The organism is Dankookia sp. P2 (assembly GCF_050632255.1).
GTDB lineage: Bacteria > Pseudomonadota > Alphaproteobacteria > Acetobacterales > Acetobacteraceae > Paracraurococcus.
Window position 1 is genome coordinate 1401982 of the sequence record NZ_CP192581.1, and the last position, 22058, is coordinate 1424039.

General features: G+C 67.8%; 22 protein-coding genes, 4 pseudogenes and 2 other annotated features. Of the genes and pseudogenes, 11 read left to right on the top strand and 15 right to left on the bottom strand.

The window, feature by feature from the left end:
* Positions 1-813: 813 nt before the first annotated feature.
* From ACQ86J_RS08420 to ACQ86J_RS08460, 9 genes and pseudogenes are all read right to left on the bottom strand, one after another.
* Positions 814-1353: a septal ring lytic transglycosylase RlpA family protein gene (locus tag ACQ86J_RS08420; protein ID WP_431270764.1), complete on the bottom strand. Its 540-nt coding sequence runs from the start codon at positions 1351-1353 to the stop codon at positions 814-816.
* Positions 1354-1370: 17 nt separating this feature from the next.
* The gene (locus ACQ86J_RS08425; protein ID WP_431270765.1) at positions 1371-1577 is read right to left on the bottom strand and encodes a hypothetical protein; all 207 of its coding nucleotides are present in this window, start codon (positions 1575-1577) and stop codon (positions 1371-1373) included.
* 185 nt (positions 1578-1762) lie between these two features.
* A protein-coding gene (locus ACQ86J_RS08430) for an IS3 family transposase (RefSeq protein ID WP_431270273.1) occupies positions 1763-2991 on the bottom strand; the annotation gives its coding sequence in 2 pieces (ribosomal slippage) (positions 1763-2700 and positions 2700-2991; 1230 coding nt in all).
* Positions 2591-2707 (bottom strand) — a sequence feature (AL1L pseudoknot). (Overlaps the previous gene by 117 nt.)
* A 173-nt stretch (positions 2992-3164) precedes the next feature.
* Positions 3165-4778 (bottom strand): Na+/H+ antiporter, encoded by a 1614-nt coding sequence (locus tag ACQ86J_RS08435; protein ID WP_431270766.1) that lies wholly within the window; start codon positions 4776-4778, stop codon positions 3165-3167.
* A gap of 469 nt (positions 4779-5247) precedes the next feature.
* A complete protein-coding gene (locus ACQ86J_RS08440) occupies positions 5248-5415 on the bottom strand; it encodes a hypothetical protein (protein WP_431270767.1) in 168 nt (55 codons plus the stop codon).
* The gene (locus ACQ86J_RS08445; RefSeq protein ID WP_431270768.1) at positions 5402-5896 is read right to left on the bottom strand and encodes an NAD(P)-dependent oxidoreductase; all 495 of its coding nucleotides are present in this window, start codon (positions 5894-5896) and stop codon (positions 5402-5404) included. The genes ACQ86J_RS08440 and ACQ86J_RS08445 overlap by 14 nt, the downstream gene beginning before the upstream one ends.
* On the bottom strand, positions 5893-6186 hold the full coding sequence (locus ACQ86J_RS08450) for a hypothetical protein (RefSeq protein ID WP_431270769.1): 294 nt from the start codon (positions 6184-6186) through the stop codon (positions 5893-5895). The genes ACQ86J_RS08445 and ACQ86J_RS08450 overlap by 4 nt, the downstream gene beginning before the upstream one ends.
* Before the next feature lie 128 nt (positions 6187-6314).
* The gene (locus tag ACQ86J_RS08455; RefSeq protein WP_431270770.1) at positions 6315-7898 is read right to left on the bottom strand and encodes a Na+/H+ antiporter; all 1584 of its coding nucleotides are present in this window, start codon (positions 7896-7898) and stop codon (positions 6315-6317) included.
* Between the two features lie 211 nt (positions 7899-8109).
* A pseudogene (locus ACQ86J_RS08460) lies at positions 8110-9695 on the bottom strand (ABC transporter substrate-binding protein).
* Positions 9696-10069: 374 nt separating this feature from the next.
* Here ACQ86J_RS08460 and ACQ86J_RS08465 point away from each other — a divergent pair.
* From ACQ86J_RS08465 to ACQ86J_RS08475, 3 genes and pseudogenes are all read left to right on the top strand, one after another.
* A complete protein-coding gene (locus ACQ86J_RS08465; RefSeq protein WP_431270771.1) occupies positions 10070-11413 on the top strand; it encodes an LLM class flavin-dependent oxidoreductase in 1344 nt (447 codons plus the stop codon).
* A 223-nt stretch (positions 11414-11636) separates the two neighbouring features.
* On the top strand, positions 11637-12050 hold the full coding sequence (locus tag ACQ86J_RS08470; RefSeq protein WP_431272337.1) for a Bug family tripartite tricarboxylate transporter substrate binding protein: 414 nt from the start codon (positions 11637-11639) through the stop codon (positions 12048-12050).
* 34 nt (positions 12051-12084) lie between these two features.
* Positions 12085-12276 (top strand): annotated as a pseudogene (locus tag ACQ86J_RS08475) (tripartite tricarboxylate transporter substrate-binding protein); the annotation flags it as partial.
* Between the two features lie 144 nt (positions 12277-12420).
* Here the strand turns inward: ACQ86J_RS08475 and ACQ86J_RS08480 are convergent.
* The gene (locus ACQ86J_RS08480) at positions 12421-12714 is read right to left on the bottom strand and encodes a hypothetical protein (RefSeq protein ID WP_431272809.1); all 294 of its coding nucleotides are present in this window, start codon (positions 12712-12714) and stop codon (positions 12421-12423) included.
* Entirely contained in the window at positions 12680-13678 is a 999-nt protein-coding gene (locus ACQ86J_RS08485) for an NtaA/DmoA family FMN-dependent monooxygenase (protein ID WP_431270772.1), read from the bottom strand. Before ACQ86J_RS08485 ends, ACQ86J_RS08480 begins: the two co-directional genes overlap by 35 nt.
* Positions 13679-14112: 434 nt before the next feature.
* On the opposite strand from ACQ86J_RS08485, the gene ACQ86J_RS08490 reads away from it, so the two are divergent.
* Positions 14113-14478, top strand: coding sequence for a hypothetical protein (locus ACQ86J_RS08490; RefSeq protein WP_431270773.1), 366 nt, complete (start codon positions 14113-14115; stop codon positions 14476-14478).
* A 40-nt stretch (positions 14479-14518) separates the two neighbouring features.
* Here the strand turns inward: ACQ86J_RS08490 and ACQ86J_RS08495 are convergent, their stop codons facing one another.
* Positions 14519-14875: a DUF2161 family putative PD-(D/E)XK-type phosphodiesterase gene (locus ACQ86J_RS08495; protein ID WP_431272338.1), complete on the bottom strand. Its 357-nt coding sequence runs from the start codon at positions 14873-14875 to the stop codon at positions 14519-14521.
* The gene (locus ACQ86J_RS08500) at positions 14806-15276 is read right to left on the bottom strand and encodes a hypothetical protein (RefSeq protein WP_431270774.1); all 471 of its coding nucleotides are present in this window, start codon (positions 15274-15276) and stop codon (positions 14806-14808) included. The genes ACQ86J_RS08495 and ACQ86J_RS08500 overlap by 70 nt, the downstream gene beginning before the upstream one ends.
* Positions 15277-15386: 110 nt before the next feature.
* Between ACQ86J_RS08500 and ACQ86J_RS08505 the strand changes: the two genes are divergently transcribed.
* The 4 genes from ACQ86J_RS08505 to ACQ86J_RS08520 are packed head-to-tail and all read left to right on the top strand — an operon-like array spanning position 15387 to position 17808.
* Entirely contained in the window at positions 15387-16355 is a 969-nt protein-coding gene (locus ACQ86J_RS08505) for a tripartite tricarboxylate transporter substrate binding protein (RefSeq protein WP_431270775.1), read from the top strand.
* A 3-nt stretch (positions 16356-16358) separates the two neighbouring features.
* Positions 16359-17039, top strand: coding sequence for a cyclase family protein (locus tag ACQ86J_RS08510; protein ID WP_431270776.1), 681 nt, complete (start codon positions 16359-16361; stop codon positions 17037-17039).
* Positions 17036-17362, top strand: coding sequence for an SDR family NAD(P)-dependent oxidoreductase (locus tag ACQ86J_RS08515; protein WP_431270777.1), 327 nt, complete (start codon positions 17036-17038; stop codon positions 17360-17362). The genes ACQ86J_RS08510 and ACQ86J_RS08515 overlap by 4 nt, the downstream gene beginning before the upstream one ends.
* Positions 17260-17808, top strand: a complete 549-nt coding sequence (locus tag ACQ86J_RS08520; RefSeq protein WP_431272339.1) for an SDR family NAD(P)-dependent oxidoreductase — start codon at positions 17260-17262, stop codon at positions 17806-17808. Before ACQ86J_RS08515 ends, ACQ86J_RS08520 begins: the two co-directional genes overlap by 103 nt.
* Before the next feature lie 231 nt (positions 17809-18039).
* Here ACQ86J_RS08520 and ACQ86J_RS08525 read toward each other — a convergent pair.
* Positions 18040-18888 (bottom strand): annotated as a pseudogene (locus ACQ86J_RS08525) (Bug family tripartite tricarboxylate transporter substrate binding protein); the annotation flags it as partial.
* A gap of 232 nt (positions 18889-19120) precedes the next feature.
* Between ACQ86J_RS08525 and ACQ86J_RS08530 the strand changes: the two are divergent.
* Together ACQ86J_RS08530 and ACQ86J_RS08535 are read left to right on the top strand one after the other, a co-directional pair.
* A pseudogene (locus ACQ86J_RS08530) lies at positions 19121-19231 on the top strand (hypothetical protein); the annotation flags it as partial.
* Positions 19232-19278: 47 nt separating this feature from the next.
* The gene (locus ACQ86J_RS08535) at positions 19279-19521 is read left to right on the top strand and encodes a hypothetical protein (protein ID WP_431272810.1); all 243 of its coding nucleotides are present in this window, start codon (positions 19279-19281) and stop codon (positions 19519-19521) included.
* An 88-nt stretch (positions 19522-19609) separates the two neighbouring features.
* On the opposite strand, the gene ACQ86J_RS08540 is transcribed toward ACQ86J_RS08535, so the two are convergent.
* A protein-coding gene (locus tag ACQ86J_RS08540; protein WP_431270273.1) for an IS3 family transposase occupies positions 19610-20838 on the bottom strand; the annotation gives its coding sequence in 2 pieces (ribosomal slippage) (positions 19610-20547 and positions 20547-20838; 1230 coding nt in all).
* Positions 20438-20554: a sequence feature (AL1L pseudoknot), on the bottom strand. Its footprint overlaps the gene before it by 117 nt.
* Before the next feature lie 369 nt (positions 20839-21207).
* Between ACQ86J_RS08540 and ACQ86J_RS08545 the strand changes: the two genes are divergently transcribed.
* Positions 21208-22049, top strand: a protein-coding gene (locus tag ACQ86J_RS08545) for an IS5 family transposase (protein WP_431270778.1) whose coding sequence is annotated in 2 segments (ribosomal slippage) — positions 21208-21589 and positions 21589-22049 — 843 coding nt in all. Because the reading frame shifts where the segments join, the coding sequence is not laid out codon by codon here.
* Positions 22050-22058 lie beyond the last annotated feature (9 nt).

Sequence of the window (22058 nt, forward strand, 5' to 3'; positions counted from 1 at the left end):
GTCACGACGCAGCCCGGCACCTCGGCCAGCGGGATCACCGTGATCCAGGCCGATGGCGGTGCCGGCGGCGTCGGCGGCTACAGCGGCCATCAGAAGACGGTGACCACTTCCGGCGACGGCAGGGCGGCCGGCACCGTCGTGGCGGGCACACGGGACACCCCGATGACCGGCGGGCCCAACAACCCGAACGCGGCACAGACATGGGTGCCGAACAGTGGAGCCCTGCTGTCGGTGGGGCTCTACACCAACACCACGGGCGGCGCCAGCGAGCAGGGCACCAGCAGCAACGCTAGCGGCTCCAATAACGATGGCGGCGGCGCTGGCAACGGCGGCAGCGGCGGCCAAGCAGGTACGTGCGCCGAGGCGGGACGCGTGTACGTGGAGAATTGGGGAAGCGTCAGCACCACCAGCGCGGACTCCCCCGGCGTCCTCGCGCAGTCCTTCGGCACGGGCGGCCAGAGCGGGGGGTGGGACGCCGGCGGCGGCAACGGTGGCACCGGCGGTCCCGTCGGGCTCGTCGGCGCTGCGGTCTCCTCCATCACTACAACCGGAAGCAACTCCCCCGGCATCCTGGCGCAGAGCATCGTTGGAGGCGGCGGCAATGCGACTGGCAAGAGCCGAACGAACGCGCTCCTGAACATCGTCGTCGGCGGCTCAGGCGCTGGTGGCGGCAACGGCGGCAGCGTCGAGGTGGCAAGCACGGGCAGCATTGCGACCTCTGGTCTGCACTCCTCCGGCATCGTGATGCAGTCCATCGGCGGCGGTGGCGGCAATGGCGTAGTCACCCGGTTAGTCGCGCATGGCGGAAGCTGGCTACCCGGTCCCCGCCTTGCCATCGCGCGCCTTGTTCGGCAGCTGGCCGACAGGCTTCACCTCCACCGGCGCCACGCCGTCGCGGCGCATGCCAAGCTCGTCGGCCGTCCTCGGCGAGAGGTCGATGAACCGCCCCTGCACGTAGGGCCCGCGGTCCTCGATCACCACGCGGCGGGTCTCGCCCGTCTCGCGGTTCGTCACATCGGCCACGGTGCCGAGCGGCAGGGTCTTGCTGGCTGCTGCATTGGATTGCGGGTCAAAGCGGTCACCATTGGCCATAGGGCGGCCTTCAAACCGGTCGGCGTCGTAGAATGACCCCTTCCCACGCTGCACGTCAGGTTCCGCTTGCACCACCGACACCAGTCCTGAACCCGCCAGCAGCACAGTGACTATCACCACCACATGCTTCGGCATGCGCCGCATGTCTCGCCTCCGTAATCGCTGATCGTGGCGCCAGACGCGATGGGGCCAAGTTGGCTGCAACGCCCCGCAATGTCGTGAGCCTGCCTGTTCACCATCGAGCATCGGTCGTTGGTCCATGGTGAACACCCCTGTCGTCAGACAATGCGCCAATCGGCGACGCCGAGGTCCTCCTGATCGAACAGCCGCGTCCAGCTGGCCCGCGGCTCCTTCGCCTCGGGCTTGCGCGCGGTTCCCCTGGTCATCTTGTCCAGCAGCTGCCCAACCAGCCCCAGCGCATCGACTTGGTCGTCGTGCTTGCCCGCCGGGAGTGTCAGCAGCTCGGCCTCGAAGTCCTTCCGCAAGGGCGCGCGCGCAGCAGGTGCCCACCTCGCTGTACAAGCCCAAGGACGACACCGTCGCACAGGTAGCTGACGGTACCGGCTGGGCCATACACAACGTCCGCGGATTCTTTTGCTGGTCTCAAGAGTTGCGGCATTGGGGTTTGAACTGAACCGTCCCGGGTTTGCCGGAGGCCGATGAGCTTGAGTCAGGCCGCCACCGCAATCTCCTGCTGGCGGGCATAGTAACGCGCCTCGGCCTCGGCGGGCGGGATGTTGCCGATCGGCTCGAGGAGACGGCGGTGGTTGAACCAGTCCACCCACTCGAGGGTGGCGTACTCGACGGCCTCCAGGTTGTGCCACGGGCCGCGTCGGCGGATCACCTCGGCCTTGAACAGGCCGATGACGGTCTCGGCGAGCGCGTTGTCGTAGCTGTCGCCGACGCTGCCGACGGAGGGTTCAATACCGGCCTCGAGCAGGCGCTCGGTGTAGCGGATCGCAACGTATTGGCTGCCCCTGTCGCTGTGATGAATGAGCCCGCCCTTCAGCGGCCGGCGGTCGTGCAGCGCCTGCTCAAGGGCATCGAGGACGAAGTCCGCATGTGCCGTCCTCGACACCCGCCAGCCGACGATGCGGCGGGCGAACACATCGATGACGAAGGCCACATAAACGAAGCCCTGCCAGATCGCCACGTAGGTGAAATCCGACACCCATAGGGCGTTCGGGTGCGGCGCCCGGAACTGGCGGTTCACCTTGTCCGCTGGGCAAGGCGAGGCCTTGTCGGCGATCGTGGTCCTGGTCTCTTTGCCGCGGACAACGCCACAGAGCCCCATCCGCCGCATCAGGCGTTCCACCGTGCAGCGGGCTATCGCGGTGCCATCCCGGCCTAACTGCCGCCAGACCTTGCGGGCGCCGTAGACCCCGAAGTTGGCCGCATGCACCCGCCGGATCTGCGCCATGAGCACCAGGTCCTGCCGAGCTCGAGGCGAGGCCCGCGTCGGATCAGCACGCTGCGCGACATGGGCATGGTAGGTCGACGGAGCGATCCGCAGCATCCTGCAGATCGGCTCGACACCGTAGACCTCGCGGTGATCGTCGATGAAGGTGATCATGGCTTCGACCGGCGGTCGAGCTCCGCCATCGCAAAATACGCCGAAGCCTTGCGTAGGATCTCATTGGCCTGCCGCAGCTCGCGGACCTCGCGCTCCAGCCCCTTGATGCGCTCTCGCTCCTCCGTCGACGCTCCGGACCTCTGGCCCGCATCGCGCTCGGCCTGCCGCACCCACTTCCGCAGCGCCTCGGCCGTGCAGCCGATCTTGGCCGCGATCGACCCAATCGCGGCCCACTGAGAGGCGTGGTCGCCCCCATGGTCCAGCACCATCCGCACCGCACGCTGCCGGACTTCAGGCGAATAGCGGTTCGACGTCTTCTTGGTCATTGCCCCATCCTCTCAACGATTGAGGCCTCCGGCAAACCCGGGACGGTTCAGTTCAGCGTGCTGGCGCAAGTTGACCGCACAAGCAGGGTGACAGGGGCTCCTGCACGGTCTACCGCGTCGCCGAGGATGCCTGAGCGCGAAGGTATTCGCCCGGCGCAAGTCTAACGAGGCTCTCAGCCACCGAAGCGAAGCTCGAGGAGATCGGCTTCGCGCATCAGTCGCTTCGCCGTCTCGCTGCCAATCCTTTTCTGGCGCAGCAGCCCGGCGATAGCGCCCCGCTCGGCCTTCAGCGCCGCGAGCATCATGTCCCGCTCTGCCGTCTCGCTTCGTCGGGCTAGCGCCGCAGCCTCGCCGTCGCCGCTCCGATGGTCTATGCGGGAGCGGTAGAACTCCATGATCCGCGCGGCTGCGGCGACGGTCACGTCCGCATCGGTCCGTCCCATGGCGAGCGCGTGCTGCACGCGTTCGACCGCCGTGATCGCCGCCTGAGCGGCTGCAACACGCCCGCGGTCCTCCTCTTCCGCATAGCTGTGGTCTGCCGGCATCTGCAGCCCCTGCAGAAGCAGCGGCAGTCCGATGCTGGCCGCGACCAGCGAGAGAATGATCACGCCCATGGCAAGCAGGATGGCCAAATCGCGCGCAGGAAAGGGAGTGCCGTCGGATAGGGTCAGCGGCAGGGTCAGCACACCCGCCAGGGTGATCGCACCACGCACCCCCGCCAGTGAGGTCGCGACCACCAATTGCCAAGGCGGATGCTGCATCGTCCGCCCTTGCAGGCTCGCCCGGTAGATAGTGAAGTTGAGCGAGACGTAGACCCAGGCTAGGCGCAGCGCCGCCAGGGCGACGGTGATCGCCAGGACATAGACGACCAACCACTCCGGCTCGTGGTGCCCTGTCACCTGCACCGTCCTTGCCGCATTTGCCAGGATCCCCGGAAGCTGCTCGCCGAGCAGGACAAAGATGATGCCGTTGGCGGCGAACTGGATCGTGTCCCAGACCGTGTGCCGCTCTATGCGAGTAGAGGCGAGGGTGGGCGCCTGCGCGTCGGCGTAGCTCATGGTGACACCCGCCGCGACGGCGGCGAGGATGCCGGAACAATGCAGATGCTCCGCCAGCAGGTAGGAGCCGAAGGGGATGAGCAGGCTGATGATGATCTGCGTTCCGCTCTCCTCGCCAACCTGCTGCGCAACCCATCGCTTAAGGCGGGAGATGACCAACGTAGCGACGAACCCGACCGCGATGCCGCCTAGCGCGACCCACAGGAAGCTCAGCGCCGCGTCATAGAGCGAAAATCCGCCAGTCAGCACCGCGGCGACCGCAAATCGCAGGCACACGAGCCCCGACGCATCATTGAGGAGCGACTCGCCTTCCAGGATGTGCATCAGCCGCTTCGGGATCGGCACCCGGGCGGCGATGGAGGACACCGCGATAGGGTCGGTCGGCGACAGCACCGCGGCCAGCGCGAAGGCCACCGGCAGGGGCATGGCCGGCACCATCCAATGGATGAAGAAGCCGACCCCGAGCACCGTGAAGACCACAAGCCCCAAGGCGAGTTCGAGGATGGCGGCCGCGTCGCGCAGCATCTCCTCCTTGGGAATGCGCCAACCGTCCAGGAAGAGCAGCGGCGGCAGGAACAGCAGGAAAAAGACCTCTGGGTCGAGCTCGACTCGCAGGTTGGACACCAGCCCTACGATCCCGCCGAGCGCGATCTGCACCAGTGGTCGCGGGATGGACCAAGGGATGGCCCTGGAAACCCAGCCACTCACGACGACCGCGAGCAGCAGCACCAGAACGATCGTAATTGTCTCCAATGGCCCGCGCACCCATGGCTGTGTTCCAGCCCTGACCCTAATGACCCCTGTCTGGCCCGACTAGACCTCGCAACACCCTGACAGGTGGTCGCAGGGCCTGACGACGCTCGTCGGTCTGGGAAAGTGAGGCGCGTGGTCAGCGTGCCGAGGCGCATCCGCCAAGTTGGCTCTGACAAGGCTGGTGCCGGGGGAAGCTGGACCTCCAACGCGATCAGCCAAGGCGGGCTGATGCGGCCGGCGCTACACGACGCCACGTGGATTGCATTCGGGCCCAACCGGATTTCGACCACCAAGCAGGGCCGCTGGCCGAGGGCATCACCGGCTAAGTGGCAATAGCATGGGCTTTAACTAAGCAGGGCATCATGACACTACGTGGCAGCGGTGGCTGGGCCCAGACCACAGTGAGGTGGGTAATCGCGCGGGCGACTCCATTGTTCCGCCCCTGTCAATACCCCAGCGTCTTGTCGATCTCCTGGAGCAGCCCACCGCCGGTCTCGAGGCTGCTGATGTTCGCGGCGATCTCGGCCACGAGCTGGCGCACTGTCGGACGTCGGGCGACATGCGGCATCACGGTCACCCTCGGATGCGCCCACAATAGGCTATCCGGCGGCAAAGGCTCCGGATGCAGCGCGTCGAGCGCAGCGTAGGAGAGCTGACCCGAGATCGAGCGCGGCTATCAGGTCGGCGTCGACGACGTGCCTGCCGCGACCGATGTTGATCACCATTCCGCCCCTTGGCATCATGGCGAAGGTGCGGGCACACAGGATGCCCTCGGTCTCGCGCGTCAGCGGCAACAGGCACACGGCGATGTCGGTCTGGCGCAGGAATGGCTCCAGCTGGTCCGGGCCATGGAAGATCGGGATCTCTGGCTCCGACTTTGGATTTCGCGTCCACGCCGACACTGGGAAGCCGAGCGACTTCAGCACCAGCGCCGGCGCCTTGGCCATCAGCCCAAGGCCGAGAAAACCGATGCGGCGCTGATCGGGTCGGACAATGGGTCGGCGCAGCCATTCGCGTGTAGCTTGCGCCTCCTGGTAGCGAGGCATCTCGCGATGAAGGCGGAGCACGTGCATGACAACATACTCGGTCATCATCGGGTCGCCGCCCGCAGGCTCGATTTTGCCGAGCGGCGCCTTCGGCAATTGGGGTGATTGATGAAGGACTCGACCCCGGCGGAGCGGCTGAACATTGCCCGGAGATTGGGCAGTGGCGGGATGGCGTCGAAGTCGGGCCGCATGAAGGCGAGATAGGTGATCTCTGACGTCTCTCCGACCTCGGGAAAAACGCGGACCTCCAGGTCTGGCAGCAGCTCAGCGAGCGTATCGCGCCAGCTCCGCCCTGTGCCGATCTCGTCCGTATCAAGCCCGTAGATCAGCAACGCCATGCTAATTTCCCCTTCTCACATCGGCAGTTGAGCGCGTTGCCGTCGGCATTGACCAAAAATGGGCGCCGTACGGAGCTTCCGGCGGGCTGGTCCGGCAGCAAGCGGCCGCTCAATCCGACGGACATGGATCAGCCCTTCGCGGCAATGGCAATGAGCTCCTCGAGGTCGAGGTCACGCTCCAGGTCGTGCAGCGTCTCGTCGTCGATCTGCTGCGCCCGATGCAGGCGGACGAGCTCGGCGCGCCCGGCCGCGACCGCGCCCAGGATGACATCGTAGTGGGATGCGATGCTCTGGGCGCGTTCCTCCGGGCTGCCGAGGAAGTCCGCCGAGAGCGTCGCCCGCCGCCGATAGCTGTCGAGCAGGCGGGGATGGAGCAGCGAACCGTCGGCGGCATAGGCCATCCGCTCGACCGCGGCGAACTGGGCCCTGAGCATGGCGACCTCTGCGGCGAAGAGGTCGAGCGACGGCCTGCTGCGCTCGTCCTCCCGCAGCCCGGCAAGGCGTATGACGAGACCGAGCGTCATGCCCTGCACGAGCACCGTCAGCAAGATGACGGCGAAGGCCGTCACCAGCATCAGGTCGCGCCCCGGCATGGTCTCGGGCAGGCTTAATGCCACTGCGAGCGTCACCACGCCGCGCATGCCCGCCCAGCTCATCACGCAGGCGGCCCTCGGGCCGAGTGGCTCCGCCCCTCGCCAGCCAGCCCGGCGCAGCAAAGCCAGGACGGCGTCCGAGCCGAAGATCCAGGCGAAGCGGGCGAGCGTCACGGCCGCGATGATCGCCGCGACCGACCAGGCCATGTCCTCCATGACGACGCCGAACCCGCCGACACGGTCGATTACGCCCCGCAGCGACAGGCCGATCAGGATGAATACGGCTGCCTCGAGCAGGGAGATCATCACCTGCCAGAACGACAGCGCGCGGATCCGCACGCTCGCCGTCAGGATGACGTGCTGGTACCAGCCGCAGACCAGCCCCGCCGTCACCGTGGCGATGACGCCCGACCCGTGCAGTGTCTCGCCGGCGAGATAGCTTGCCCAGCATACCAGCACGGAGGCGGCGATCATCAGCTGGTCGTCACCAAGCCGGCGGAGCAGCAGGACCCAGGCCGCGCCGATCGCGCCGCCGACCGCGACGCCGCCGCCGACCAGAACGGCGAAGCTGCCGACCGCCTCGCCGAGGCTGAATGTGCCGGTAGCCGCGGCCGCCACGGCGAAGCGGAACAGCACGAGCCCGGTCGCGTCGTTGAGGAGGCTTTCGCCTTCCAGCAGGGTGCCGAGCCGGCGCGGCAGCTTGACGCGTTGCAGGACCGCCCTGGCCGACACGGCATCGGGCGGTGAGACAATGGCGCCCAAGGCGACGCAGGCCGCCCAGGGAAGCTCCGGCAGGATCAGCTTTGCGGCCATGGCGACGACGGCTGCCGTGAACAGCACTGCACCGACTGCGAGCGAGGTGATGCCGCCGAGATGGCGGCGGAACGGAGCCAGTGCCGTGAACCAGGCGCCATCCATCAGGAGCGGCGGCAGGAAGATGACCAGCACCAGTTCCGGGTCGAGCTCGACGGTCGGCAGGCCCGGAACGAAGGCCAGCGCGCCGCCGCCCAGCAGAAGGGCGACTGCCGGTGGAAGCCGCAAGCGGAGGGCCACGTATTGCAGGACCAGGACCGCCAGGAACATGCCGACGACCAGTTCGAAGACCTCTACCGGGTGCATGCCTTGCCGAACCGCTTGACCAATGATGACAGGATCTTCTCGAGGATCGGTGCCCCGTCAATCATCATGTCTTGCATGCGAAGGTTGTGTGCCGAACAAAAATTAGGCCGGGGTTGAATGCGGGTTTCTCTCAGCCTGTGCAGGCGGCATCGGCTGCCATGGCGAGCGAGCGGCATTCTGTCACGGCCGTGGGTCTTCGCCGGACGCCGGACTACGCCGCTTTTCGAATGCCCCAGAATAGGGAGAAGGCACCGCGCGGGATGCTGGTGACAATGCTGCGATACGCGGTCGCCTGGAAGAACTGCCCGAGAGGGATGTAGGGTGGATCGCGCAGGAACTCGCCTTGGATCTCGGCGCAGATGTGCTGCTGGGCGGCGAGGTCCGTCGCGTCGAACCAGGCCGACCGCAGCGATGCTAGCTTGGGATTAGTCGGCCATCCGACGAAGCCGCCGCGACCGACGGCGTTCAGCGACGGGTTGGAGCCGGGGTTCAGCAGGTCGTAGCCGGCCGTATAGGTGCAGTGCGCGTTCCAGCCGCCCTTGTCAGGCGTTTCCTGGTTGTTGCGCCGCGTGGTTACGCTGCCCCAGTCCAGCGCCTGGTAATCCAGGTTGATGCCCGACTTGCGCAGCATGTCGGCGCTGACCTCGCAGAGCGCGTTCACCGCCGGGAAGTCGGTGGCCGCGATGAAGGTCACCTTCTCCCCGCGATAGCCGGCGGATGCGAGGTCGCGCTTCACTTGGTCATAGTCGCGCGGCCGGGTGAACACTTCGAGCCCAGCCGAGGTGGCCAATGGGGTGCCCGGGGTAAAGACGCCCGCAGGCTGCTTCCACATCCCGGGGTCGGTGCCAACCACGGCCTGCATGAAATCGGCCTGGTCGACCGCACCGAGCAACGCCGCCTTGACGCCCGGTCGGTCAAAGGGCGGGTGGAGGCTATTCAGACGCAGGAAGCCGATATTGCCGGCACGGTCGATGATCTCCGTAGTGATGCCGCGGTTGCGCTTGAGGATGGGCAGCAGGTCAGAGGTCGGCTGTTCCCACCAGTCCACCTCCCCGCCTGCAGCGCGGCAGCGGCGGTGGCCGCATCAGGGATGATGTGCCACTCGATGCGGTCAAGATGGGCCAGCTTCGGCCCGGCAGTGAAACTGGCCACGCCGTTGCCGCGCGGCACATAGGAGTCATTGCGCCGGTACACGGCACGGGAGCCGGCGACCCGCTCATCAGCGAGGAAGCGGTAGGGCCCGCTGCCGATCATCTCCGTGACCTGCTGCGAGCCTGGGGTTCGGGCCAGCCGTTCCGGCATGACCGGCAACATCGTGTTGCTGCCGCGGCCGAGTGCCAGAGGCAAGGTGGGAAAAGGCTTGTTGAGCCGGAAGCGGATCTGGCGGTCGTCCGGTGCGGACAACTCGTCGGTCGCAGCCAATAGCGATGCACCGAACGCGTCGCGCGCTGCCCAACGGCGGATGCTGGCCACCGCGTCGCGCGCGAGGACCTTGCTTCCATCGTGGAACATCAGCCCGTCTCGCAGGGTCAGCGTCCACAGCTTGCCGTCATCTTCGACGACATGGCCCTCCACCATCTGCGGATGTGGCTGGTAGTTCTCGTCCAGCCCATACAGCGTGTCATAGACAAGGAAGGCATGGTTGCGGGTCACGTAGGCCGTCGCGTAGACCGGGTCCAGCACGGCGAGGTCGGCTTGCGGCACGAACTTGAGCACCTTCGCGCCCTGGCCTCGCGCGATGGTAGGAGCTGCAATTGAGGCAGTCAGCCCGACTTGGAGAAAGCTGCGGCGTCGCATGAGGGCTGGATCTCCTAAACGATGGCTGGCGGCAAAAGCGAACTTGATACCCACGGCAGGGCATGCCTGCGGTCGCCTGGGCTGAGGCACGCAATTCTAGGATATGACGAGGCGACCACGAACCGAGGACGTTGACAACGGTCAGCATCGACCTGGGCTTCTTGCTCCGGCCGTGGTGCTTTGGCCGAAGTGCTACCTCTGGGCGAGCCATTCCTTCAGCTTCGACCAGCGGCGGCGGGTCTGCTGGCCGCACACAGCGACGGGAAGCGGTCGTCCCTGCTGCTCGACCAGCCCCAACGACCGGCACTTCGATGGTTGCCACCCGATGCGCCATCGCGCGACCATGGGCCGACACGCCTAGGAGAGCCGCCGGTATGCCGATGATCCTCGCCGCCAATGCCAATGCCCAGGGCTCCCATGTCGGCGAGTGGCGCCACCCCGATGCCTGGGACCGGCCGGCAAGCAATCTCGAGAATGCCGTGCGCCTCGCCCGCATTGCAGAAGCCGGCAAGTTCGACCTGCTCTTCCTCGCCGACGGCAATGGCGTGCGCAACCTCGACAAGCCGGACCTCTTCGCCGCCACGAGCCCCTCGGACCGGCCAGGGGTCTTCGAGCCGGTGACGCTGCTCTCGGCGCTGGCGATGGTGACGCAGCATATCGGCCTCGTCGCCACCACGACGACGACCTATGACGAGCCCTTCGCGGTGGCGCGCCGCTTCGCCTCACTCGACCACCTCAGCAAGGGCCGTGCCGGCTGGAACCTAGTCACCACCTCCAATCCCGGTGATGCGTTGAACTTCTCGCACGAGGCGCATGTCTCGCGCGACGATCGCTACGAACGTGCGGCGGAATTTGCCGGTGTGGTGAAGGGGCTGTGGGACAGTTGGGCAGACGACGCTTTCCCGCAGGACAAGGCAAGCGGCCGCTTTCTCGATCCATCGCGCGTGCACGCGCTGAACCATCGCGGCAAGCATTTCCAGGTGGCCGGGCCTTTGAACGCGCCGCGGCCGCCACAAGGCCACCCCGTGATCTTCTCGGCCGGGCAGTCGGAGACCGGAAAGGAGCTTTCGGCCGCGACAGCCGACTGCGTCTTCGCCATCGAGGGTACGATTGACAATGCCCGCCGGCTCTATGCCGACCTGAAGTCGCGCCTGCCGCGGTACGGCCGCACCGCGGACAGCCTGAAGGTGCTGAGCGGCGTGACCATCTTCACCGGCGAGACCGAGGCCGAGGCCGAGGCCTTGTTCCAGGAGCTGGAAGACCTCGTCTCGCCGGCGGTCGGGCTCGACTATCTCTCGAAGATGGTCGGTGCGCGGATGGCCGAATACCCGCTGGACGGACCTATGCCAGTCTTCGCCGCCGAACATGTCGGCCCCACCGGCATCGGCCGCGCCATCATCGCCATGGCGGCGGCCGAGAACCTCACGGTGCGGCAGACCTACAAGCGTATTCTGCCGCAGATGGCGGGCAATTGGTTTAAGGGCAGCGCCCTGCAGGTGGCCGATGTGATGGAGGAATGGTTCAGGACCCAAGCCTGCGACGGCTTCATGATCGCCGCACCCGTCGTGCCGACCGGGCTCGAGCGCTTCATCCGCTTGGTCCTGCCGGAGCTTCGCCGCCGTGGCCTGTTCCGCCGGGAGTATGAGGGCCGCACGCTGCGCGAAAATCTTGGCCTCGCGCGGCCAAGCAACCGCTTCTTCCCTGTGGTGGCAGGCTGATGTCGCCTTCGCGCCGCGCGGTCCTCGCACTACTCGCCGCCGCCGGGCCGGGCCGGATTGCAACCGAAGCCTGGGCGCAGGCCTGGCCGCTGCGCCCGCTGCGGGTCGTCGTTCCCTTCGCGCCGGGCGGCGCCACCGACCTGATCGCGCGGCTGATTGCCGATAATCTGGCCGCCCCCTCGGTCAGCCGGTCGCTGTCGAGAACCGCGCCGGGGCATTCGGCATACTCGGCGCCGACGCGGTGGCGAAGGCCCCGCCCGACGGCTACACGCTTCTGGCCGGCAGCCCCGGCCCGATGGCGGTGAACCCCTTCGTCTACAAGACGCTGCCCTACAGCCCGGAACGCGACCTCGTCGGCGTCTCGATGGTGGCGACGATCCCCTACGTGATGGTTGTGCCAGCCTCGCTCGGCGTTGGCACGGTGCAGGAATTCCTGGCACTCGCCCGCAGCCGCCGGGGCAGCGTGAACTTCGCCACATCCGGCATGGCGTCGCGGCTGACGGTCGAGATGTTCCGCACGCTGGCAGGCGGCGTCGAGATGGAGATGGTGCAGTATCGCGGCGGCGCACCAGCCCGCACTGACCTGCTGGCGGGCCGCATCCAGCTGCGTCATCGAACAGGCGCCCTCCTTCCTTGAGGATTTCCGCGCCGGTACGCTGCGGCCGCTGGCAGTGGGCGGCACCCGCCGCTTCGCTCTGCTGCCAGATGTGCCGACCATGCAGGAAGCTGGCATTCCCGGCTACGAGGCCGCGGCTTGGCTGGGCTATGCCGCGCCGGCCGGCACGCCGATGGAGATCCGCCGCAGCATCGCCGCCGAAATCGACCGTCTGCTCCTGCGCCGCGACATCCGCGACCGCCTTGCGACCTGGGGAGCCGAGCCGGTCGGCGGGCCGCCGGAGGATATGGACCGCCTGCTGGCGGCCGACGCGCGCGCTGGGCCGAGGTCGTGCGGCTGGCCGGCATCGAGCGCGAATAGTTGTGGCGCGGCGGGAAGCAGCCGCGCGGCATCACCCAGGGGTGCCGAGCAAGTTCTCGCGGAGCGTGCGGCCGGTGTAGGCCTGGCGAAACACGCCGCGCCGCTGCAACTCCGGCACCAGGGTGGCGGCGACCTCCTCGAAGATGCCGGGGAATACGGTCGGCGCGACCACGAATCCGTCGCAGGCCTTCGCCTCGAACAGGGCCTGCATTCGGTCGGCGACCATAGCCGGCGTGCCGACCAGCGTGAAGCGGCTGCCGCGGCGGACCGCCTGGTCGAAGGTCAGGCCCTCATCCCGCATCTGCTGCTCGATCCGCTGCTGCATCCCGTCCATGCCCTGGTTGCCCCGCGCCTCGGCCACACCCTCCTTCCCGACCCTGGCGAGGTCGACGGCCAATCCGCTGGAGCTTGCGGCGAGAGCCGATCTCGGGATCGATCAGGGAATCGAGGTGGTCGGCCTTTTCCCGGGCGATAGCCTCGGTCTCCCCGAGCACGACGGTCAGGCCCTGCAGGATGAGGCATTCCTCGGGCGCCCGGCCGCGCGTCGCCATGCGGCCCTTCACGTCGCCGTAGAACTCGGTCATGGCCGCCTGGCTGTTCTGCGCGGCGAAGATCGCCTCGGCCCAGCGCGCGGCGAAATCGCGGCCGCGCTCCGAAGCGCCGGCCTGCATGATCACCGGGCGGCCCTGCGGCGAGCGCGGGATCGACAGCGGACCGCGGCTGCGCACGTGCTGGCCAGCATAGTTGGCGTAGCGGATGCGGCCCGGGTCGCCGAAAACCCCGCGCTCCTTGTCGAGGACGAAGACGCCGTTCTCCCAGCAATCCCAAAGGGCGAAACAGGCCTCAAGCACCTCGTCGGCGATGTCGTAGCGCAGGTCCTTCGGCGGCAAAGCATCGATGCCGAAATTGCGTGCTTCGAGGTCAGTGGCGGAGGTCACCACGTTCCAGGCGACGCGGCCCTTGCTCAGCACGTCAAGCGAGCCGAGCAGGCGGGCCAAGTGGTAGGCGCTGTGGAAGCTGGTGGAGAGCGTGGCGCCAAGGCCGAGATGCTCCGTCACCCGCGCCATTAGCGGCAGCACGACCATGGGGTCGAGGAAGCTGATCTGCCCGCCACGCTGGATGTAGGTGTCGAAACCGCCCTGGTGGATGTCGTAGAGGCCGAACAGGTCGGCGAAGAAGCAGCCGTCGAACCTTCCGGCCTCGAGGACCCGGGCGATGTGCTCGTAACGGCTAGGCTCTAGGATGTTGTCGAGCCTGCTGTCGGGATGACGCCAAGCCCCGACATGCATGCCCGTAGGGCCTGTCTTCAGGTACGCCAGAAGGTGCATTTCGCGCTTAGGCATGCCGTTCAGCACTATTCCTCCAGCTTATCCGGGAAGCGGCTTCAGCATGTGATCGCTCAAGGCCATGCACCTATTTCGCTATCAGCCTGCGATCGCCGTGTTTGAGCGCAGCATGGTACACGGGGCGCCGTCAACAGCATCGTCAGATCACTCCGAGTGACTCTCACGCGCTGAACTGCTGGGGAAGTCCCGCCCTTCTGGCTTGGCACGGGCGCACCTCTGAGGAGATCCTCGCGCGCCTCGGCGGCATTTCCTCGCGCTACCCCGTCCGGTCCTGCCGGCGGGGCTCTGGCCAGTGACGGGCACCGACGGCCGGGGGCGGTCTAGGAGATCTCAGCCATGACACCAGCCGCCGCGCGTCGCTCGGCGGAGCGCCGCGCATGAGCCCGGAAGCGAGGGCCTACCGCCGCGCCTTGCGCGCCCGCTATCCCCGGAACTGGAAACGGATCAGCCGCTGGGTGATCACCCGCGCCGGGTACCGCTGCGAGGCCTTTGGCGCTGAGCAGGGCAAGCCGCACCCGGCCTCAGGCTCGACAGTCATCCTCGGCGCCGCCCATCTGGACCACCGGCTCGAGAACGTCTCACCGGACAAGCTGCGGGCGTGGTGCCAGCGTTGCCATCTCCGTTACGACCACCCGCACCATCTTGCGCAGATCAAGGCCAATCGGCTGGCGCGGCTTGCTGCGGTACCACCGGGCGGCCTGCTGGCCCTTATGCTCGGCACCGCGCCCGACCGCGGTCGGTGAGCTAGTCTCAGTAGTGCCGGCCTCGCGCGGCGGTGCGGCGTCAGCTACCTGCTGCCGCGACCGGGGCCGCTAGGATGGCGGCTTCAGCGGATGACGAGTGCGCAGCGTTGACCCTGCTGCTGGCTTCAGCCGTTGCCCAACGGAGGAGGCCCGCCGAGCCGGCCGGTGAAAGTCGGTACACGCCACGGGCTTCCCGCTCGAACCAGCCGTAGACGTTCCTGAGCAAGATCGCAGCAGCATCAGGTGCGACCTCCCGCAGGTCGCGCGGCCGCTTCGGACCTGCGCATAGTGCCCCTGCGCAGTCCAGGACGCGCTGGCGGTAGGCCGTCATGACGGGCTGCCGCGACGAGCCTCCGACGGCCGGATCGCCGCGCCTGCGCTGGTGTTCGCTGAGCAGGAGAGACCGGCGCTCGGCGTTTGTCCGCGGCCGGTAGGGCCGGGCTCGGCTAGCACCTCGACCAAGCGCCGCGCCGGGTCGACCGCGAGGAGGCCGAAGCCGAGCAGCCGGCAGAGCTTGTGCGCGCGGCCATCGCGGTCGCGTCCACGGCGGGTGGCCCGCACCGCGAGCCAGACCTCGTCAGCCGCGGCCAGGCGGTCGACCCCTTGCAGGATCAGTTCCAGCGTAAGTCCGAGCTTGAGCTCGGTAATGACCAGGAAGGGCGGTTCACCGGGCCGGACGGCAACGATGTCGCAGCCGCAGACCTCGCCCTTCGCCTCGTAGCCGAGCCGCTCAAGATGTGCCTTGACCGCGGCATAGAGCGAGGTCTCCAGCGTGCGGCCAGGTTTAGTGCTCGACATTTCGGCTTCCCGATCGGTGGTCCGACAGCACAGCGCGCCAACACGCTCTTGGCTAGGCGAGTCGCGGCGGGCTGGCTAGGCTGATCATAAATGGGGAGGAACGGCTGCTCATGCCCAGCATCACCCGCCGGAGCCTAGTCGCGGCTGGCTTGGCAGGCGCGCCGCTCGTGGCCCTCGGGCAGGGCAGCTGGCCGGGCGAACGGCCCATCAGCTTCATCGTACCCTTCCCGCCCGGCGGCGGCACCGACGTGATGGCCCGAGCGATGGTGCCTTATCTCGAGCGGTACTTGCCCGGAGCACGCTTCGTCGTGCTGAACCGTCCGGGGGCCGGCGCCGAGATCGGCTACACCGCGCTGGCCGGCGCCCCACCCGATGGCCTCACCGTCGGCGTCGTTATCGTCCCGAGCCTGCAGACGATCACCATCGAGCGCACGCCGCGCTACCGGCGGCAGGACTTCGCCTTCCTCGGCAGCGTCGTGGACGATCCCGGCGGTTTCTTCGTCGCACCCGACAGCCCGCTGCGCGGCCTCGCCGAACTCGCCGACCACGCGCGTGCCAACCCGGACAAGGTCGCGGTCGGCACCGCCGGCATCGGCTCCGACGACCACCTGCTGATGCTGGGCTTCGAACGACTGATCGGCACCCGACTCGTGCATGTCCCCTTCGCCGGCCAGGCGCCGACCATCACCGCGCTGCTCGGGCGCCACATCACGGTGGCGGCGATGAACATCGGGGAAAGCTTGGAACTCGTGAAACAGGGTCAGGTCCGCCCGCTGGCCCAGGCCGCGCCGGCGCGAACCACGTTGGCCCCGGACATCCCCACCTTCCGCGAGCAGGGCTTCGACCTGACTGGCGGCGTCGTGCGCGGGCTGGCGGTCCCGGCGGGCACGCCGGCACCCCTCCGCGCCCGGCTCGAGGCGGCGCTGCTCGCCACCATGGACGATCCCGCCTGGCAGGCCGAGGCTGGCCGGCTGTACCAGCCGTTGCGCCGCATGGACGGCGCCGGCTTCACCCGCCTGGTGGAGGAGGAAGCCGAGCGCCTTCGCCTTCTCTGGCGGGACCGGCCCTGGAAGGACTGACCCATGACACGCCGCCTGATTGACCTCTCGACCCCGGTCACCACCGGGCATTTCCGCTGGCCGGTCGAGCGCCGGCTGCACAAGTCGCACGCCGAGGGTGCCGGACAGGCGACCTGGGCCGGCTGGATCGTGCACGGCTTCACCCATATGGACAGCCCGCGCCACGTGGACCCGGAAGGCTTTACCACCGATGCCATCTCGCTCGACATGACGGTGGGCGACGCGGCGATCCTCGACCTCTCCGACGTGCCGGAGAACACGGCCATCACCGGCGAGCGGATCGCGGCGGCCGGGGCGCATCTCCGGCCTGGCGACATCGCCATCCTGAAGACCCGCTGGGACGAGCGGGCCGACATCGCTACGCCCAATTTCTGGGCCCGCGCGCCATGGATGACGGCGGAGGCCGCGATCCGGCTGCGCGAGGCCGGCATCAAGGCGATCGGGTTCGACTTCCCGCAGGACTACTGCATCCGGTTCTTCCTGACCGGCGAGGCGCGCCCACCACTGCCCGAGCACGTCACGCACTACCACCTGCTGCAGCGGGGCGTGATCATGTTCGAGTACCTGCGCAACACCGGGGCCTTGCGGGCGCCACGCAGCCTCGTGGTCGCCCTGCCGGTCAAGCTGCCGGACAGCGATGGTGCCCCCGCCCGGGTCATTGCCATCGAGGAGGACGCGGCATGAGGCTCGCCGGTGACGTAGCCCTGGTGACCGGCGGAGGCGCCGGCATCGGCGAGGCCATCGCGCATCGCCTGGCGCGCGATGGTGCGGCCGTGCTGGTCGCCGACCTGCTGCCGGACCGGGCGCAGCGCGTGGCCGCGGAGATCACGGCCACCGGGTTGCGCGCCGCCCCTTCACACTCGACGTGGTGGAGGAGGACCAGGCCGCCGCCGCACTGGCCGAGGTGGAGGCCCGCTTCGGCCCGCTGCGGCTGGCGGTGTGCAATGCCGGCATCACCGACCGCGTGCCGGCGCTCGAGATGTCGCGCGCGGCCTTCGAGCGGGTAATCCGTACCAATCTCACAGGGTGCTTCGTGACCGCCCAGGCCGCGGCCCGGGCCATGGTACGGCATGCCCAGGGAGGACGCATCGTCACCACATCCTCGGTCTCAGGCCAGTTCGCGGGAACAGGGCGGGTGGCCTATGGCGCGAGCAAGGCCGGCATCATCAACCTGACCCAGGTACTGGCGATGGAACTCGCGCCGCACGGTATCCTGGTCAACTGCGTCGCGCCCGGCCCAACCCAGGTCGCCCGCACCGCGCATGACCCGAGGCAGCGGGCAGCCTTCCTCAACCACATGGCCTTGCAACGCTACGCGACCCCGGCGGAGATCGCGGCAGCCGTGGCTTTCCTGTGTTCCGAGGAATCCGGCTTCGTCACCGGCCACGTGCTGAACGTGGATGGCGGTTTCGCTGCCGCCGGAGTGCTCTACGATCCCGCCGACGGGCCATGAGGCCCGACCTGCACGGTGACCCGGCCAGGGCGGCCGAGCACCTGGGGATGCGCACAGGCGCCTAGACCGGGGGCGGGCCAACGTCAGTCGAGTGTCGCCCCAGAGATCTCCACGAGCTTCTGCCAGACCTGCTCCTGCTCGCGCATATACGCGCCGAAGGCTGCGGGCGAGGTCATCCGCGATCGGCGTGAAGCCGATCGGCTCCATGCGCTTCCGGAATTCATCCGACCGGACGATCTGAGTGATGGCGCGATGCAGGAGGCCGATGCGGCCCTCAGGCGTACCGGCCGGCGCGTTGATCGCGTACCAGCTCTGCATATCGATGCCGGAATCCGGCAGCAGCTCGCGCATCCCCGGCACGTTGCGCAGCTCGGGGACATAGGTGATGCGCTCGGCGCTGCCGACTGCCAAGGGACGGAACTTGCCCTCGCGCACGTTCGGCATCGCGGCCGGGATCACATCGAACATCATGTCGATGTTCCCCGCATACAGGTCCTGAAAGGCCGGACCGCCGCCGCGATAGGGCACGTGGGTGATGTCCACCTCCGCCGCGCGCTTCAGCGACTCGATCGCCAGGTGACTGACCGTGCCGGTGCCGGATGAGCCCATGTTAAGCTTGCCTGGGTCGCGCTTCGCGGCTGCGATGAGCTCGCCGAAGGTCTTCCAGGGCCGGTCCGAGTTCACGATCAGCAGCACCGTCCCGGTGGTCACCCGCGTGACCGGCGCCAAATCACGCGCTGGGTCCAGCGGCATCGAGCGGCGGTACAGGAACTTGTTGGCGCACAGGATCGAAGCCGAGCCGAGCAGCAGCGTGTATCCGTCCTTTTCTCCCTTGGCGACGACATCGGCACCAAGGTTGCCACCAGCCCCGCCGCGATTTTCCACCAGCACATTCTGCCCGAGTGTGGTCTGGAGCCGCTCGGCCAGGAAGCGGCCGGTGAGATCCACGGCGCCGCCCGGCGCAAAAGGCACAACGATGCGAACCGGGCGCGTGGGGAAGTCAGGGGCCTGGCTCTGGGCAGCCGAGAGACCCGGAAGGGCAAGGGCAGTACCCCCAATCAAAACGCGTCGGCTGATCATCCTCGTACCTCCGGCGTGGCTGCGCGGTAGCAATCGTCTTGTAACGCGCAGCAGCAATCAACCGACCTAAAGCGTTTTCCGATTAGTCTGCATCGTAGCCTGCGGCGGCAAAGTAGATGGCACACTCGGTTGGGGTGAACGGTAAGCGTCCGGCCTCGGGCGCCTTCCCTGGCCGTTGACGTCTGTTGAGGCTGGCGGCCTTAACGGCGGGCGTAAGGTCAGCTGTAAGGTTATGGGCAGCGGGACGGTTGAGATCATCACCGGGCCGGAGCGGCGGCGCCGTTGGAGCGTGGCCGACAAGCTCCGCATTCTCGCCGAATGCGATGCGCCCGGTGTGCAAGTGGCAGAGGTGGCGGCTCGACACGGCATCTACCGCAGCCTGGTGTTCCAGTGGCGGCGCCAGCCCGGGATGGCCTGCTGGCGGCCGAGCCGACCCCGGAGTTCGTGCCGGTCCGCGTTGCCGTCGCCGATCGTCAGGACGAGGTGCTGCCCGAACTGGAACCTGCGCCGCCACCCTCATCCCGGAAAGCTGCGGCGATCGAGATCGAGCTGCCCGACGGCATCCGGGTGCGGGTCGGGGATGAGGTCAGCCTGGTCGCCCTGCGGCGGGTGCTGGCGGCGCTGCGCGGGTGATCCCGGGACCGCCGCCGGGGGTGAGCGTCTGGCTGGCCGCGGGCCCGACTGAACCGTCCCGGGTTTGCCGGAGGCCGATGAGCTTGAGTCAGGCCGCCACCGCAATCTCCTGCTGGCGGGCATAGTAACGCGCCTCGGCCTCGGCGGGCGGGATGTTGCCGATCGGCTCGAGGAGACGGCGGTGGTTGAACCAGTCCACCCACTCGAGGGTGGCGTACTCGACGGCCTCCAGGTTGTGCCACGGGCCGCGTCGGCGGATCACCTCGGCCTTGAACAGGCCGATGACGGTCTCGGCGAGCGCGTTGTCGTAGCTGTCGCCGACGCTGCCGACGGAGGGTTCAATACCGGCCTCGAGCAGGCGCTCGGTGTAGCGGATCGCAACGTATTGGCTGCCCCTGTCGCTGTGATGAATGAGCCCGCCCTTCAGCGGCCGGCGGTCGTGCAGCGCCTGCTCAAGGGCATCGAGGACGAAGTCCGCATGTGCCGTCCTCGACACCCGCCAGCCGACGATGCGGCGGGCGAACACATCGATGACGAAGGCCACATAAACGAAGCCCTGCCAGATCGCCACGTAGGTGAAATCCGACACCCATAGGGCGTTCGGGTGCGGCGCCCGGAACTGGCGGTTCACCTTGTCCGCTGGGCAAGGCGAGGCCTTGTCGGCGATCGTGGTCCTGGTCTCTTTGCCGCGGACAACGCCACAGAGCCCCATCCGCCGCATCAGGCGTTCCACCGTGCAGCGGGCTATCGCGGTGCCATCCCGGCCTAACTGCCGCCAGACCTTGCGGGCGCCGTAGACCCCGAAGTTGGCCGCATGCACCCGCCGGATCTGCGCCATGAGCACCAGGTCCTGCCGAGCTCGAGGCGAGGCCCGCGTCGGATCAGCACGCTGCGCGACATGGGCATGGTAGGTCGACGGAGCGATCCGCAGCATCCTGCAGATCGGCTCGACACCGTAGACCTCGCGGTGATCGTCGATGAAGGTGATCATGGCTTCGACCGGCGGTCGAGCTCCGCCATCGCAAAATACGCCGAAGCCTTGCGTAGGATCTCATTGGCCTGCCGCAGCTCGCGGACCTCGCGCTCCAGCCCCTTGATGCGCTCTCGCTCCTCCGTCGACGCTCCGGACCTCTGGCCCGCATCGCGCTCGGCCTGCCGCACCCACTTCCGCAGCGCCTCGGCCGTGCAGCCGATCTTGGCCGCGATCGACCCAATCGCGGCCCACTGAGAGGCGTGGTCGCCCCCATGGTCCAGCACCATCCGCACCGCACGCTGCCGGACTTCAGGCGAATAGCGGTTCGACGTCTTCTTGGTCATTGCCCCATCCTCTCAACGATTGAGGCCTCCGGCAAACCCGGGACGGTTCACTGGTTCTACGGCTCGCGGCCTGTGCCTTTCCAGTGCTGCCTGTGCCCCATGCACCGGAAACAGCGGTCTGTCGCGCCGAAGACGGCCAAGGGCTGCGGCCGGATCCGCGGGTCGGCGCTCAGACCGGTCTCCCTTCTCCGCGCGTCATCTGCACGCGCCGTACGACACCAGTCGCGTTTCAGCCAAGCGAGGGCGTGGTCGTCGAGGAAAGGTCGAGCAAGATTTCGAGCAATCTAAGAGCCCATCCGGAAAGGAATTGAATCGCCTGAATCGGATGTGATCTCGCTGTTCCTGCGGGCGATCTGCGGGAGGAGACGGATGGCATGGACGGCGGAACATCGGCGTGCGGCGGACCGGCGGGGGCTGCGCTATCCCTCAGATTTGACGGATGCCGAGTGGGCGCTGGTTGCGCCACTGATCCGGCCAGCGAAGCACGGCGGCAGGCCCCGCAAGGTGGACGTGCGCGAGGTGTTGAACGCGGTGTTCTACGTGCTCTCCGCCGGCTGCCAATGGAGCGCGCTGCCGAAGGACCTGCCGCCGAAGAGCACGGTTTGGGATTACTTCTCGCGCTGGGAATGGGAAGGCACCATCGAGCGCATCCACCACGCGCTCTACGTCGCGGTGCGCGAGGGTGCCGGGCGTGAGGCCAGCCCGACGACCGCGATCATCGACAGCCAGACGGCGAAGGGCGCGCAAAAGGGGGCTCTACGCTCGACCCGTCCGGCTACGACGCGGGCAAGAAGGTCGTCGGCCGCAAGCGCCACCTGCTGACCGATACCATCGGCATGCTACTCGCGGTCATCGTGCATCCCGCCAACGTGCAGGACCGCGATGGCGCCGAGCCGCTGCTGCGCCAGGCGCGCAGGCTGTTCCCCTTTGTCGAGCGCATCATCGGCGATGCAGGCTATCAGGGGCCGAAGATGGCCGCCGCCGTCGCCCGCACCGGTACATGGAAGATGGAGATCGTGCGACGCTGCGATAGGCACCGCTTCGTCGTGCTGCCGAAGCGCTGGATCGTCGAGCGCACCATCGGCTGGATCAGCCGCAACCGGCGGCTGGCCCGCGACTTCGAGCGGCATTGCCGCATCGCCGCCGCCTTCGTCCGCATGGCCATGATCCGCATCATGCTTCGACGGCTGGCAACAAAGCCCTCAGCATGAACCCAAACT

Bases quoted from the DNA above. Each gene is read 5' to 3' on its own strand.
- ACQ86J_RS08500 (WP_431270774.1), bottom strand. From the start codon at position 15,276: ATGTCGAGCACTAAACCTGGCCGCACGCTGGAGACCTCGCTCTATGCC.
- ACQ86J_RS08465 (WP_431270771.1), top strand. From the start codon at position 10,070: ATGCCGATGATCCTCGCCGCCAATGCCAATGCCCAGGGCTCCCATGTC.
- ACQ86J_RS08455 (WP_431270770.1), bottom strand. From the start codon at position 7,898: ATGCACCCGGTAGAGGTCTTCGAACTGGTCGTCGGCATGTTCCTGGCG.
- ACQ86J_RS08445 (WP_431270768.1), bottom strand. From the start codon at position 5,896: ATGATGACCGAGTATGTTGTCATGCACGTGCTCCGCCTTCATCGCGAG.
- ACQ86J_RS08490 (WP_431270773.1), top strand. From the start codon at position 14,113: ATGAGCCCGGAAGCGAGGGCCTACCGCCGCGCCTTGCGCGCCCGCTAT.
- ACQ86J_RS08515 (WP_431270777.1), top strand. From the start codon at position 17,036: ATGAGGCTCGCCGGTGACGTAGCCCTGGTGACCGGCGGAGGCGCCGGC.
- ACQ86J_RS08420 (WP_431270764.1), bottom strand. From the start codon at position 1,353: ATGGACCAACGACCGATGCTCGATGGTGAACAGGCAGGCTCACGACAT.
- ACQ86J_RS08450 (WP_431270769.1), bottom strand. From the start codon at position 6,186: ATGGCGTTGCTGATCTACGGGCTTGATACGGACGAGATCGGCACAGGG.
- ACQ86J_RS08505 (WP_431270775.1), top strand. From the start codon at position 15,387: ATGCCCAGCATCACCCGCCGGAGCCTAGTCGCGGCTGGCTTGGCAGGC.
- ACQ86J_RS08485 (WP_431270772.1), bottom strand. From the start codon at position 13,678: ATGCATGTCGGGGCTTGGCGTCATCCCGACAGCAGGCTCGACAACATC.
- ACQ86J_RS08510 (WP_431270776.1), top strand. From the start codon at position 16,359: ATGACACGCCGCCTGATTGACCTCTCGACCCCGGTCACCACCGGGCAT.
- ACQ86J_RS08480 (WP_431272809.1), bottom strand. From the start codon at position 12,714: ATGCAGCAGCGGATCGAGCAGCAGATGCGGGATGAGGGCCTGACCTTC.